The 13,196-nt window shown below is 56.5% G+C and carries 9 protein-coding genes and 1 tRNA gene; 2 read left to right on the top strand and 8 right to left on the bottom strand.

All coding sequences use genetic code 11. From position 1 onward, the window contains the following. Nucleotides 1-182: 182 nt before the first annotated feature. The 8 genes from PSR62_RS06240 to PSR62_RS06205 all read right to left on the bottom strand — a co-directional run bounded on the left by PSR62_RS06240 (nt 183) and on the right by PSR62_RS06205 (nt 10,777). Nucleotides 183-1,274, bottom strand: a complete 1,092-nt coding sequence (locus PSR62_RS06240; RefSeq protein WP_274406952.1) for a DUF1349 domain-containing protein — start codon at nt 1,272-1,274, stop codon at nt 183-185. Between the two features lie 134 nt (nt 1,275-1,408). Beyond that, nucleotides 1,409-1,588 (bottom strand): hypothetical protein, encoded by a 180-nt coding sequence (locus PSR62_RS06235; RefSeq protein WP_274406951.1) that lies wholly within the window; start codon nt 1,586-1,588, stop codon nt 1,409-1,411. A gap of 175 nt (nt 1,589-1,763) precedes the next feature. Continuing rightward, on the bottom strand, nt 1,764-4,652 hold the full coding sequence (locus PSR62_RS06230) for a BatD family protein (RefSeq protein WP_274406950.1): 2,889 nt from the start codon (nt 4,650-4,652) through the stop codon (nt 1,764-1,766). Nucleotides 4,653-4,660: 8 nt separating this feature from the next. After that, nucleotides 4,661-6,784, bottom strand: a complete 2,124-nt coding sequence (locus PSR62_RS06225; protein ID WP_274406949.1) for a VWA domain-containing protein — start codon at nt 6,782-6,784, stop codon at nt 4,661-4,663. Beyond that, the gene (locus tag PSR62_RS06220) at nt 6,781-7,854 is read right to left on the bottom strand and encodes a vWA domain-containing protein (RefSeq protein ID WP_274406948.1); all 1,074 of its coding nucleotides are present in this window, start codon (nt 7,852-7,854) and stop codon (nt 6,781-6,783) included. Before PSR62_RS06220 ends, PSR62_RS06225 begins: the two co-directional genes overlap by 4 nt. Beyond that, nucleotides 7,851-8,861 carry a hypothetical protein gene (locus PSR62_RS06215; protein WP_274406947.1) on the bottom strand — a complete coding sequence of 337 codons (1,011 nt, stop codon included), beginning with the start codon at nt 8,859-8,861 and terminating at the stop codon, nt 7,851-7,853. Before PSR62_RS06215 ends, PSR62_RS06220 begins: the two co-directional genes overlap by 4 nt. A gap of 35 nt (nt 8,862-8,896) precedes the next feature. Continuing rightward, a complete protein-coding gene (locus PSR62_RS06210; RefSeq protein WP_274406946.1) occupies nt 8,897-9,772 on the bottom strand; it encodes a DUF58 domain-containing protein in 876 nt (291 codons plus the stop codon). A gap of 3 nt (nt 9,773-9,775) precedes the next feature. Continuing rightward, nucleotides 9,776-10,777 carry an AAA family ATPase gene (locus PSR62_RS06205; protein WP_274406945.1) on the bottom strand — a complete coding sequence of 334 codons (1,002 nt, stop codon included), beginning with the start codon at nt 10,775-10,777 and terminating at the stop codon, nt 9,776-9,778. Nucleotides 10,778-11,700: 923 nt separating this feature from the next. On the opposite strand from PSR62_RS06205, the gene rho reads away from it, so the two are divergent. Both rho and PSR62_RS06195 read left to right on the top strand, forming a co-directional pair. Beyond that, on the top strand, nt 11,701-13,047 hold the full coding sequence (gene rho / locus PSR62_RS06200) for a transcription termination factor Rho (protein WP_274406944.1): 1,347 nt from the start codon (nt 11,701-11,703) through the stop codon (nt 13,045-13,047). A gap of 52 nt (nt 13,048-13,099) precedes the next feature. Then, nucleotides 13,100-13,182: transfer RNA gene (locus PSR62_RS06195), tRNA-Ser, on the top strand. Nucleotides 13,183-13,196 lie beyond the last annotated feature (14 nt).

Below are 13,196 nucleotides of genomic sequence, written 5' to 3'. Positions count from 1 at the left end.
TCAGGTACCTTTTTGGCAAAGTAGGTAAAACACTTGCCACCGCAAGAACCAGGCTAAAAACCGACTTTCATTCGATCAGGGCGAAGGAAACAACGGGACAAATCGATCTGGCTGGACTCGATTGATACGAAACCGCCCCCGGCCAAACTACCCATTCTTCCAAAAAGGTACCTGACACCTTTTTAGCGGGAGCGTTGCAGGGTCAGCAAAATGTGCCCGTCGTTCTCGAGCGTTTCCAGTTTCTTCGGCGCGGGTGCGCCAGGCGGCAATGACAAACACAGGATCAGTTGATCATCGTCAACGGAGTAGATTCCGTTGACAGGTTCTTGCGCACTTCTCGTCAAGGAGGACAGCGTGAGTCCTTTCGGATCCGATTCGACGTTCAGCGTGTAATCGACTTCGGTCAGTTCCCCTTGAGTGACAAATGAAACGTTGCCGCCATCAAACTCGAACTCCGTGATCGGTCCTTCAGCTAAATCTTCACCATTCACTTTTGTTGTCACCACCTCCCAGGCACCGGCGAGTTTCTGGCGTTGCAAATAAACAGGGTTTTGCCGTTCCTTGGCTGTCAGCTTGCGAATTTGGAAGAAGTCAAACTGGGCATCGATTTCGTTGTCTTCCAGTGGTCCGTTGCAAGCCACAATCCCAAGCTGTTGCGGGCTACCATCGCCCCACACCGCCTCGCCGATGACCTTGTATTCTTCCCCATCGGTGCTGAAGGCCCGCTCGTAGACATTCCCACGCTTGATCAAACGGAACCAAATCTTATCGGCGGGCACCATGAATTCGTCGGTATCAACGAGACGATACGTGTCCTTCTCTCGCATGTGCTTGAAACCAGCCTCCGCTCCGCTGTTTTCAAAATCGAATTTGAGATAGTTGTCGTCATCGTCATAGATCATCAAACCCGCTTGCTGATACTTATTGAGCGGACGAAAGGACTCGACACAAGTCGTGACCACGAAATCATCGTCGCCTTCGACTGGGTTGGGCACCAAGTACAGGTTCCTGGTCAAGGGCATTCGCCGCGTGCGGAAGTCTCCACCGATGCCACCGAAATGCGTTTTCAACGTGAGTTTGCCAGGATGGCTAGTGAGCGAGACACGATCGGGATCAGGCCTCAGCGGGTTCCATCGAGCGTCCACTTTCCCCTCGAATCCATCGAAGAACAATGTTTCGGGCTCTTCAGCGAACAAGCGAGTACTCGCGGCCCCCAAATTCAAAGCCAAAGCGACAACAACAGCGACACCAAAACGAAAACGCTCGGACGACATTCGGACCACCCCGCCTACAAAGAAACAAAATCATTTCCTTCAGTGTACCGAACCCACCCTTGGCGTTGTTCGCCGTGTGAAATCAGGACGCGATCACGGCAAGGGCCGAAGCACCTCACTGGCACGGATGAGCATCAGTTCGATGTGTTTTGGAGCCCACGCTCCTCCGAGTCCACCATCGACTTCACTGGATCGAGAAGCTCCTTCAATTGCTCCATCGTCGACAACTTTTCAGGATCGAAAAACGGCGTCTCAGAAAGCGGCTTCTCAGTCTCCACCGCAAACCAAGTGATCCAGCAATCGGTGTATTGCATGAGGTGGACCGGAGTCTCATGCTCGTAGCTCGACGAAGTCACCTCAGCGCGGCTCACATAGCTAGGCAGCCAAATGCCCTCTTTCTCGATCCATCGAAATTTCGACGCCACTTCTCTCAAGTCAAAAAGGACGAGCCATTGATGCCTCTTGGACCGTCCTCGAACCAAACCCCACTCACACGCTTTCAATGTAATTCGCAGGAACCCAACCTGTCGCGGACGGGGTGCGAATGAGAACCCAATCGCCTCGTGATTGAGCGATCTCGACTGCTCGACCATCCGCCTCGCTCCACTCCACAAGTGCTGGGAAGGACTCCGCATCGCCGGTCCGAACGGTGAGCTGATCGACGACAATGTAACCAGTGGATTCTTTCGAAACCCCGGTGATTGCCAGCCACCACATGACGCCGCCGAACACAGCCAGCACCGCGATAAAAGACGCGGCCGAACGAGCCATGCGACGTGTTTCGGGTGCCAATGCTCGGAGCCGAAGCAAGATCAAAATGGCCCAGAAGACCAACGCGAAAACAACGACGCTCCACCGCAGATGACTCGCCCCCCAATAACGGAACAACACCGGCGCAATCGCTCGCTGTGCTTGCTGCTTCCATGACTCATCGAGATCGCCTGACTCCTTGACTTGACCTTGAGCCAACCACAAACGGGTGCGAATGGAATCGTTTTCCGGATCCCACTTCAGCGCTCGTTCATAGGCCACAGTCGCTCTTCCGATTTGGCCGGACTGCAGACAAGCGTTGCCCAAGTTTGCATACAACTGCGGGTTCTCCACTCCGGCATCAACCAGCGTTTGATAGCGAGTGGCCGCCAGTGAAAATTCCTCCTTGGCAGCCGCCTGCCCCGAATCACCCTTGCCGGCCGAATCATTCTTGGGTGCGGCATCGGATTCAGACTGTTCGAGCCTCTGCATCCCGCGTTCGTAGGCCTGGTTGGCCTCTTGGAACAACACCGCCATGGATGGCTGATCCAGTGCCATGCCTTCCACCGATTCGCTTGCCAAGGCATTGCCCGCCGACACGAAGGACGCTCCCGCCAGCACCCACGCCAAGATCCTCGCAACACTGTGTGACTGCAAAGTAGAAATGGGTTTCGCCTGGAACTTTCGCGAAGGTCGCTGTTGCTGCCGAAAGCTTTCCAACTGCTCGATCAATGCCACGCCGCGAGAACGCAAGTCCTCCATTGAGGTTGTTGACTCCGAAGGGATGGCGGGCTCTTCCCGTTGGCAACGATCCAAGAAAGATTCCACTTCCGCGGCCAATCCATACCCGCCCGCTGCTCTCACTCCACCGACCCCAGACAACCAACTCGAGGATTCTTCATCGCTTCCAAACTGTCGGTGCAAATACATCGCCATGGCCTGCCCAATCGCGAACTCGTCGTCCGCTTGTTGCATTGCGAGCACGGCTTTTTGGGCGGGTGACTTCCACTCTGGCAACCAAGCGATCCAGCGACCGCGACTCTGCCAAACAACCAAACCAAGCCAAACCAAACCCGGCCACACGGTCAGCAACCACCAACTCGAAAGAGATTTCCGGACCGGAACATTCTCAAGAGCGTCTGAGGACGTATGAATTTCCCAGAGCGAAGCCGCCCAGGAATCCTTCGCGTCCTGACCGCCCTGCCCTGCCCCGTGCGCGGAGTCTTGATCACCTGAACGATCGCCATTGGAAACGATGGAATTCAACAGAAGCGTTTCCGACGCTCGCACTCGCAAAGGAATCGGCTTGCTTCGGGCGACTTCGAACGATTCCGTTTCCGGGTTGAAGAAATGAAACTCGATCGGCGGAATTTCAGTCACACCTTCATGCTTGGGACGAATCGTCGGCGCGAACACCTTCATGTTGTCTTGAACAAACCCAGGCAACGGTTGGTCAGAGACTTTGAAATCAGCCGTCAACTCTGGCAGCGTCGACAACTTGGGACATCGCACCAAATCCATGGGGCCATCTCCTGTGATGCCAATCTTGAGTTTGACAGGGTCGCCGGCTTCGACCGACTGCGGCGTGGCCTGCGTGACAATCGTGTACTTGCCAACCGCGCCGTTGTACCCAACCGGCCGCCCTTCGCTCGGAATGGGACGAACCTCGATCGAATCAATCTCAGCCTGGTCTCGAATTGGCCGAGACTTTAGAACCGCAAGTCGTTCTCGTTCAAACGGAGACCGAAAGAAGTCGTCATCAAACATTTGCGAGAACCGCGATCCCATGCCAAACGGATCTCGTCGAGCGACCGGTCCGATCTCAGTGGGATAGTTGACGACAACTTCGACGCCGCCAGCGTCCACTTCCCCCGGCTTCTTGGGATAGATCTCCGCATCGATCTCATACAAATAGTATTCGCGGGATTCCCCGTTTTGATCCTCTCGCAGAACCGATCGGCCTCCGGGACGTTGATTTCGCCCCGCCATTTCCTCCATCGCCTTGGTGAATTCACCCCACTCCGTTTGAGGAGCAATCATCGCCCACATATCGCCGTCAGAGAGCGTCGCCTCTTGCTCGACCAAACGATAAGGGCGCAGCCAAATCTTCAACGTCAACGGAATCGGCTCCCCGACATACACATGCGACTTGTCGCCTTCGATTTCGACGAACAACAAGTCACCGGTTTCGCTCACCGTTGCCACGAACGTCATGGGTTCCGTTTGAAACACCTCCCCATCTGCCCGAATATTCATGGATGGAATCTCGAACGATCCCGCTACCTTCGGCGTCACTCGGTACAGAAACGTCACGCTCTGCTTTTGGATCATCTGTCCATTGATGACTGTGACTTGCCGGCTTTGCTGAGGCACACCCTCCCGAACAATCTCCACGCCATCGATCTGCGGCAATTCGGGGAGTTCATACTTCTGCGCGTTCGCAATTTGAACTTGCAACGTCAACGCGGCCCCGACGTAAGCCTCCTGGGACGACAACTTCGCCGAGACATCGGCCGCCTGTGCTTCGGCCACGCTGACAAACACTCCACAGAAAACCAACGCAAATAGCAGTTGGCATCTTGGAATTCCCAAACGTCCCTTCAAGTTCGCTGTTGTTTTGGATGACATGATCGACCTCACCAATCTCTTTCCACTGGAATCTGACGTGAGCGTTCCCGTTGTTCCTTTCCAAATCGCCGCAGCATGTCGCGATCGCGAACGGCTTGCAGCATTTTGAGAGCCTCCTCGCGTGTCATCGATTGCAGCATGGCCTGTTGAGCCATTGCCCCCGCCTGCCCATCTTCGCCGTGCGTCTCGTCCGAGTCTTCTGACTGAGATTGCAACTGGCCCTCCGGAGCCGCCCCGTCATTGGACTCATCCGCAGCCTGTTCCCCCTCGTCCGAACCGTCTGATGGATCTGAACGATTGGGCTGGCTCGACTGGTCCGAACCATCTTGTTGATTCGCGCCGTCTTGCGGCGTCTCCTCTTCCGAACCTTCCTCACCGTCCTGTTGCTCCCCATCCTGCTGCTCGCCGTCAGAAGAAGACTGCGAATCATCTCCCTGCGATTCGCCACCGTCGTTCTCGGATTCGCTTTCGTTCTGGTCCCCCGAGGCCGATTGGTCTTCTCCGTTTTGATCCTGCTGTTCTTCAGAGGAATCCTCTTCGGAAGGCTTGGATTCATCTTCGGAAGACTGGTCTTCGGACTGCGCGGATTGGTCCTCCTGCTGTTGATCCATTTCCTGCTTCAGCCGAAGTGCCAATTCCAAATTCGTACGAGCCCGCCGGACCACATCACGGGCGGATTCCTCACCGGTCAACTCGCTGCTTGACGCATCAATCGCAACGTCCGATCGAGCCACTCGGATCGCCGACCGAAAGCTCTCAATCGCCGCGAGCAACGATTCTTCCGCGGCGGCAGGTTCGGTTTGCATTCCCGCCATCGCTCGAGCGTACTGGCAATTGCCGAGGTTGTACCGAGCCCGCAGAGCCAGCAACGTGTCCGGCGAAGTCGCCGTTTCCGCAAAGCATTCCTCCGCTGCCTGGAGTTCTTGCGACTCATACAGCGTCACGCCTTCGTTGAATTGTTCACGGCCAGCTCGATCGACCACCGATGTCCCTTCAACGGGAGACATCGAGCCATCCTGAGCATGAACCGACCCCACCCCGCTCAGCGTCCCGAGCAGAAGAACCAACACCCCCTTCGCAGCCTGTCGCAACCCAGGCAGCGACCGCGTCGAGGGCCACCCGCGAAGCAACACTTCCAACCCAAGCAACGCCATGGCCGGAATCAAGAACCACTGAAACCGAGGGATGTACGTGTTGATTTTGGCAGTTTGCAAATCCGTTTCATCCACGTTCTCAATGTACCCATGCACGACTTCGGACATGTCCACTCGCTTGGTCCCCGCGGGGATGTAAGCCCCATCGGATTGCGTGGCGACCTCCTTCAAAATGGCTCCGTTCATTTTCGAAATCACCGTTTGCCCTTTGTGCTTCACATAGCGACCGCTCTGCCGGCTTGGCAACTCCGGATCCACGTCAGGAATCCGCGAGCCTTCGGTCATGTCACCCAATCCAATCGTGAAGATGCGAATGCCCTGCTCTTCGTAGGCCCGCTTCGCTTCCGCAACAGGATCGCTTTCTTGGTCCTCGCCGTCCGTCAAAATCACCATCGCTTTGTGGTCGGTGGTCTTGTCCAAAAACGCATCGGACGCGACCCGAATGGCATCCCCCAATCGCGACCCGCCACGACGCACCGAGTGCATGCCAACCGATTCCAAAGTCTGCTTGAAATCCTCGACGTGACGAGTCAACGGCAGCGTCTGCCGAGTCTCACCAGCGAACACGACCAATCCAACTCGGTCGCCGGGCATCTCATCGACCATGTCTTTGATCTGCTGCTTGGCTCGTTCCAATCGGTTGGGAGAGACGTCTTCGGCCAACATGCTGCGAGAGACATCCAACACGAACACCGCCTCGATTCCGCGTTGCGGGACTTCTTCCCAGGCCTTGCCCCAACGCAAATCGGACATCGCGATGACAAGCATCGCCAAGGAACCGATCACGCAGACCGCCCGGACAGGCCGATTCCACTGCGCTGGATTGACCGACGAGTTCGACAGACTCGTCCCCAGAAACCGCCGCCAAGCGATCCGCCGCATGACGCCAGCGTAGGCGATCACCAGTGCAACGCCGAGCACGACAATCAACCACGCAAGTGCTTCTGGGTTGCCCCACTGAATTTCCGACGTGTTCACACCAACTCCTTGAGCCACAGATGTTCCAGCAGCGAGCGAACGATCAAAACCACCAGCGCCATTGCGATCACCGGTGGAATCGTGATCGTTCCCCAATGCCAAGATTGAACTGCGAGTTCTCGATAACTGACGTATTGACGTGTTTCAACTTCCGTTTTTTCCAACTGGTCGATCTCCCGATAAATCGCGTCGAGTGAGTCCGTGTCGGTGGCTCGGAAGTACTTGCCCTCGGTGAGTTCCGCCACCTTTTGCAATGTCGCTTCATCGATGTTCACCTCCATGTAACGCAGTCGCTGGCGACCGGTGAACGGATCGCGAACGGGCACGGGGGCCTTGCCCTTCGTACCCACGCCAATCGCGTAAATCTTGATGCCCATCGTCTCGGCCAGCTCCGCGGCCTGGACTGGATCGAGTTGCCCCGCCGTGTTCTCGCCATCGGTCAACAAGATCAAGATCTTGCTCTTCACCTTGCGTTTCTGGCGGGCGTCCAACGCATTCAACTTCTCAACAGACAGGGCAATCGCATCCCCAATCGCGGTCCCGTCCTCGTCTCGGCGATTGACGATTTGAGTTTGGTTCAACCGAGACACGACGAACGAATGATCCAGCGTCGGTGGGGTCTCCGCGTCGGCGTAAGCCGCGAACGTGATCAGTCCGACCAAGTCATTGAAGCGACCTTCGAGGTCCGCGCCACCGGTGATGAACTTGCTGGCCACGTTTTTCACCGCGGTCAAGCGATCCACGGGCTCACCGTCGATTTCAAAGTCCATCGCTTGCATGCTGCCACTGCGGTCGATCACCATTTCGATCGCGATCCCTTCGGTTTCCGAAACCGTTTGCTCTCGGCCTTCGCGTGGCCTTGCCAAAGCAACCACCAACAATGCGAAAGCAAGCAGCGTGAGCGTTTTGGGCAACCACATCCATCGCTGGCGCAAACTGGGCGGAAGCTCATCCACCGCGGCGACCGAACTGAACGGAACAGTGGCAATGCCCCGACGACGCCACATCCACCACGCCATCAGTGGAAGAAAGGCTAGCAACCAAAACGCATGAGGCCATGCAAAGTTCATGCGGTCGCCTCTTGCGAGAGTCGGGTTTGCAACGTGTCCAACTGGCCCATCCAATCATTCGCCACGTCCAACCAAGCGTCCACTTCCGCGGAGTTGGCTGAGATCCCAGCAAAAGCAACTTCGTCCGCGCGGGTGAGCATTGCTCGCAGGTTCTCCGAAACCGCTGGTTCGGATTCCTGCAAACAAGCCAAGGCGTCTTCCGATGTGACCGTCGATTCGCGTCCCATCATCGAGCCGATCCGATCACGAAAGATCCCTGATAGCTGCCGACTGCACTCATCCGGGGTGAGCTTCTGTTTTTGCCACTGCGTCCGCAGGTCCGCCAAGCGTCGCCGCGCCCAAACCGCGTCCGAGATCCCACCGCGAGATCGCATTCGAAACAACACAACTGCTCCCGCGATCAACACCCCAACCAAACCAACCACGACGGTGGGCATCCACGAACTTGAAGGAGTCGTCTGGGTTGGCAACGAAATCATTTCGGCGATCGGTTCTGGTTTCATCGGGTCCGCGGATTCAGAGAGCACGCTTCGCATGTGGATCGCGATCGGTTGCGTTGCGAGCGAGCCGGCCTTCTCCCAATCGATGCCGATCTCGTCGGATTGGTTCTCGGATTGCCTGGGTAGAGTTTGAACCTCGACGCTGGGAATTTTGACCTCGCCGGTTTGCAGACTTTCCAGCGTCAACCGCACCCACCATCGACGCGAATCGGTACCCGCTGCACTCGCGTGGGGCAAATCCTCGCGAATCTCTTTCGCGACGATCTCCCAGTCCCCCAAAGAGTCCATGAAGTCCGGCAGCACGACTTGCAAATCGCCTGGCACGATGACTTCGAGTTCCACTTGCAACGGTTCCGCGACCAGCGTTTCCGAGTCGGACACACGAAGGCTGAATTCCATCGGGCCATCGGTTTGACGTTGAACAATCGGATCAGCATTCACCGACGGCGCCGTGACAACGCTGAACAAAATGGCGGCCCAGACCCCGAACATTCGCATCCCGTTCATCGCCCACCCAATTCGACGTGCTTGGCTTTCATTCCTCATCGGCGATTCTCCCGTCCGTGGAAGTAACGACGCAGGGGTTCGCCGAGGTCTTCTCCGGTTTGCAAATGCAAGGGTTCCATGCGGTAACGCCGAAACAGAGCGTCGCGCCGTTCGGCTTGCAACTGAACCATCTGCTCGTATCGCTGGCGGTGCTTGCGACTGGAGGTGTCGACCCAACGAACGCTTCCGGTTTCATTGTCACGCAGCGGCACCAAACCCACCGCGGGCAATTTCATTTCACGCTCATCGGTGACCACCACCGGAATGATGTCATGTTTGCGAGCCGCCACGCGAAGCGACTTCTCATAATCTTTCGATTGAAAATCACTGATCAAAAACACCACGGTTCGTCGCTTCGCCGTCCGTTGCAGGTGATCGAGCGCTGAGCCCACATCGGTCCCGGCATCACTGGATGGATGAGTCAACAATTCGCGAATCAATCGCAACACGTGACGTGATCCCTGGCGAGGCGGAAAACTCTTTTCCACGCGCTCACTGAACAACGTCAGACCAACCCGGTCATTGTTCTTGATCGCCGACATGGCGAGCGTCGCCCCCAATTCCGTCACCAATTCGCGTTTGGTTTGCGACTGCGTTCCAAAATCCAAGGACGCTGAACAATCGACGATCAACATCACCGCCAATTCGCGTTCCTCACGAAACAGTTTGACAAAGGGAGCGTCTTGCCGTGCCGTCACATTCCAATCGATCGTGCGGACATCGTCGCCGACTTGGTAGGGGCGAACCTCTTCAAATTCGATGCCTCGTCCTTGGAAGGCCGAATGCCAAGTCCCCGCCAACATTTCGTCGACACGGTGGCTGGTTCGAATTTGAATTCGACGAATCTTGCGAAGGATTTCGCTGGGAGTCATCGTTTACGGTGCCGGAATGTGATCGAGGATTTTCTGCACAATGGATTCACTGGTCAGGTCTTCCGCTTCGGCTTCGTAAGTGATCATCACCCGATGCCGCAAGACATCCAAAGCGATCGAACGCACGTCGGTGGGAAGCACATACGCTCGCCCCGCCAAGAACGCCGCCGCCCTGGCTGCGAGTGTCAAATTGATGGTGGCGCGTGGCGAACCACCAAACTGGATCAGCCCGTCCAACTGCAACCCGTAGGCTTCGGGGCGGCGGGTCGCCATCACCAGATCCACAATGTATCCCTCCACCTTTTCGTCCAAGTGAATCTCATCGATCAACTCACGTGCCGCCAAGATGTCCTCCGGCGAAGCCACCGCTGAGACCTCCAACTTGGTCCCGGTTTTCCCCATCCGTCGAAGAATCTGCAACTCCTCTTCGCGGTTGGGATAGTCGACGATGACCTTCAACATGAAACGGTCCGTCTGAGCCTCCGGCAACGCGTACGTTCCCTCTTGCTCCACGGGGTTCTGCGTCGCCATCACCAGGAACGGCTCAGGCAAAGGAAACGTTTCACTGCCAATCGTGACCTGGTGTTCTTGCATCGCCTCCAACAACGCGCTCTGCACTTTCGCAGGCGCCCGGTTGATCTCATCGGCGAGAACCAGGTTCGAAAAGATCGGCCCTTTTTGAACCACAAACGTTTGATCCTGGGGCCGGTAAACCTGGGTCCCGATCAAGTCAGCGGGCAACAAATCCGGTGTGAACTGCAAACGCTGGAACCCGGTGTTGATCGCCTTGGCCAAACTTGCCACCGCGGTGGTTTTCGCCAGCCCGGGAACCCCCTCGATCAACAAGTGGCCACCGGTGAGCAAACCGATCAGCATTCGATCGACGAGATGGCTCTGCCCCACCAACACATGGTTGATCTGCAACACGATCTCTCGGAAGGGCCCGCTGACGTGAGCGATTCGCTCGGTCAGTTGCTGTTGCTGCTTCGCCGATTCTGATTGCATGAGATCAGACGGAATTTCAGTGGGTGCATTCGGTTCGATCATCGAAACTAACGTAGAAGGACGACTTGAAGAGTGGGTTCGAGCAGCAACGCCAAGCAACCAACCTTGGCATCCGATTCAGTCGAAGATACCCATCTGCCTCAGTCAGTCCACAGCACTACGCTGCCAGGCGGTGGAGAGTGCGAAGGGGGCGTTGAAAAGTGCGAACGGACGAAAAACGAGTCGGCTTGTCCAATGCCCGTTGTCCCACGGGTGTCCGTTTTCCTGCGGAAACGTGCGGTTCTTGCCCCCAGATCGTGGTAGCGAGGTGAAACTCACTTGACACCGGCTCAGTTCCGCCTATAGTTCCTTCGAAAGATGGGTGGAACAGGCATCGAAACGCTGATGTCGCAAATGTTCCCCTTTCCTCAGGCCCCCCAATGACTTGATGTGGTGCGAGGCCGGTTTTTCCCGTGCTGTGGTGTTTTCACTGTGGTTCAGGTAACCCCTCGTGCAACTGAGTTACGACCATTGGGTCGCCATCCGCAGACGGGCTTAAAGTGAATTTAACCGAGTGTTAGGTTCATTTTGAATCGCCTTGGTCGGTATTGTTTCACGACGGGTCATGGACTCGTCCAACGGGAATCTCCCCCACGGCAAGGAATTGCCTGTCGCGATGAGTTTGGCTCAAACGCAGTTTGATCTTCAAGCAGTTTGACTCACAAGCAATGTCCAACGGTCGCGTTGTTGGTGTTACCGCAACCTTCGACGCATCAGACCTCGTATTTCAAACGCGGTTACTCTTGATTGGTTGCCAAAGCGAGTTGGTGCTTGGATGCCACCATGGACTTACGTCTCATGGTTCGGGTCGATTTCGATCTTTCCAAGCGTGACAAACCAAGTTGATCCTCCGGGATTCTGGTGAATGGCAACAGGAATAACAGATGGCGAAGAAAAAACGTGCCCCGCGTGGTCGAGGTGGTTTTGGTTCCCAAAATGGTAGTCAGGGCCAAGGCCAAGGCGGCCAGGGCGGGGGCGCCAATGCTGGCGGTGGTGGAAAATCACGTTCGCGACGTCGACGCCGCGGTAGTGGCGGCGGTGGAGGCGGAAACGGCGGTGGTGGCAACAATGGCGAACCAGCCGATTTCGTAAGCGACGCACCGCTCGAAGAGTGGGATGGCATCCTGGAGCTGCACCCCAATGGCTACGGCTTTCTTCGCAGCCCCAAGAACAACTATTCACGGGAACGCACCGATCCATTTGTGCCCGGCACAATGATCGAAAAGTTTGGGCTCCGGCAAGGCCTGATGCTCAAAACCATGGTCCAGCAAGCCAAGCGACAACAAGGTCCCCGCGTTCGGGAAATCCTGGATGTCGATGGCATGTCGCCGGAGGCCTACCTCGATGTCGCCAAATTCGACGATCTGACGGCAATCAACCCCGAGCAACCCCTCAAGCTCGAACACGGCAAAATGCCCCTCACCAACCGAGTCATCGACTTGTTGGCTCCCCTGGGCAAAGGCCAACGTGCCTTGATCGTCGCACCGCCACGCAGCGGGAAAACGATCATGCTGCAACACATCGCCGAAGGCATTTCGACCAACCACCCCGAATTGACGATGATGGTGCTGTTGATCGACGAACGCCCCGAGGAAGTCACCGACATGCGTCGGAGCATTCGAGGCGGTGAAGTCATCGCCAGCAGCTTGGACATGGACATCGAAAGCCACGTTCGACTCAGCCAATTGGTCATCGATCGTGCGAAACGCTTGGCCGAAATGGGACAAGACGTCTTCTTGATGCTCGACTCGATCACCCGCCTGGCCCGTGCGTTCAACAAATGGGTTGGCAAATCCGGTCGCGGCGGCGCCACCGGCACGGGCGGCTTGGACATCCGAGCCATGGACATTCCGAAGAAACTGTTCGCAACCGCACGTGCGTTCCAAGAAGGCGGGTCCCTCACCATCGTGGGCACCTGCCTGGTCGACACGAACTCTCGAATGGATGACGCGATCTTCCAAGAGTTCAAAGGAACCGGGAACATGGAAGTCATCCTGGATCGACGCCTGGCCGACCGCCGCGTCTATCCCGCGATTGACATTTCACAGTCCGGCACCCGCCGCGAAGAATTGCTGCTGGACGAAGAAACCTACGAAACGGTCTCCATGCTGCGACGAACGCTCAGCGAAATGCACCCCGTCGATGCGATGGAACAACTGACCAAGCAGTTGGGCCGGTTCGACGACAACGAAGGCTTCCTCAAACTGATTTCAGGTGCAAAACTCGCCTGATCAGGCACGGTTGCCAAAAACAAGCGGATCAACCAAACTATTGAACCGCTACGGAGGATAAGCGAATTGGCGAGCGGCCTCACTGGAACTGAGGTACCCCGTAAGGGGCTGCGGGTTCGAATCCCGTGTCCTCCGCTCAACCGAAATGG

It is taken from the genome of Rhodopirellula sp. P2 (assembly GCF_028768465.1).
Classification (GTDB): Bacteria; Planctomycetota; Planctomycetia; order Pirellulales; family Pirellulaceae; genus Rhodopirellula.
This window is presented reverse-complemented; position numbering and strand designations above follow the sequence as displayed.

What these genes read in the sequence shown, in the direction of transcription:
- PSR62_RS06235 (WP_274406951.1), bottom strand. Translation starts at nt 1,588, where the DNA reads ATGCAATACACCGATTGCTGGATCACTTGGTTTGCGGTGGAGACTGAG.
- PSR62_RS06215 (WP_274406947.1), bottom strand. Translation starts at nt 8,861, where the DNA reads ATGAACGGGATGCGAATGTTCGGGGTCTGGGCCGCCATTTTGTTCAGC.
- PSR62_RS06230 (WP_274406950.1), bottom strand. Translation starts at nt 4,652, where the DNA reads ATGTCATCCAAAACAACAGCGAACTTGAAGGGACGTTTGGGAATTCCA.
- PSR62_RS06210 (WP_274406946.1), bottom strand. Translation starts at nt 9,772, where the DNA reads ATGACTCCCAGCGAAATCCTTCGCAAGATTCGTCGAATTCAAATTCGA.
- rho (WP_274406944.1), top strand. Translation starts at nt 11,701, where the DNA reads ATGGCGAAGAAAAAACGTGCCCCGCGTGGTCGAGGTGGTTTTGGTTCC.
- PSR62_RS06240 (WP_274406952.1), bottom strand. Translation starts at nt 1,274, where the DNA reads ATGTCGTCCGAGCGTTTTCGTTTTGGTGTCGCTGTTGTTGTCGCTTTG.
- PSR62_RS06220 (WP_274406948.1), bottom strand. Translation starts at nt 7,854, where the DNA reads ATGAACTTTGCATGGCCTCATGCGTTTTGGTTGCTAGCCTTTCTTCCA.
- PSR62_RS06205 (WP_274406945.1), bottom strand. Translation starts at nt 10,777, where the DNA reads ATGCAATCAGAATCGGCGAAGCAGCAACAGCAACTGACCGAGCGAATC.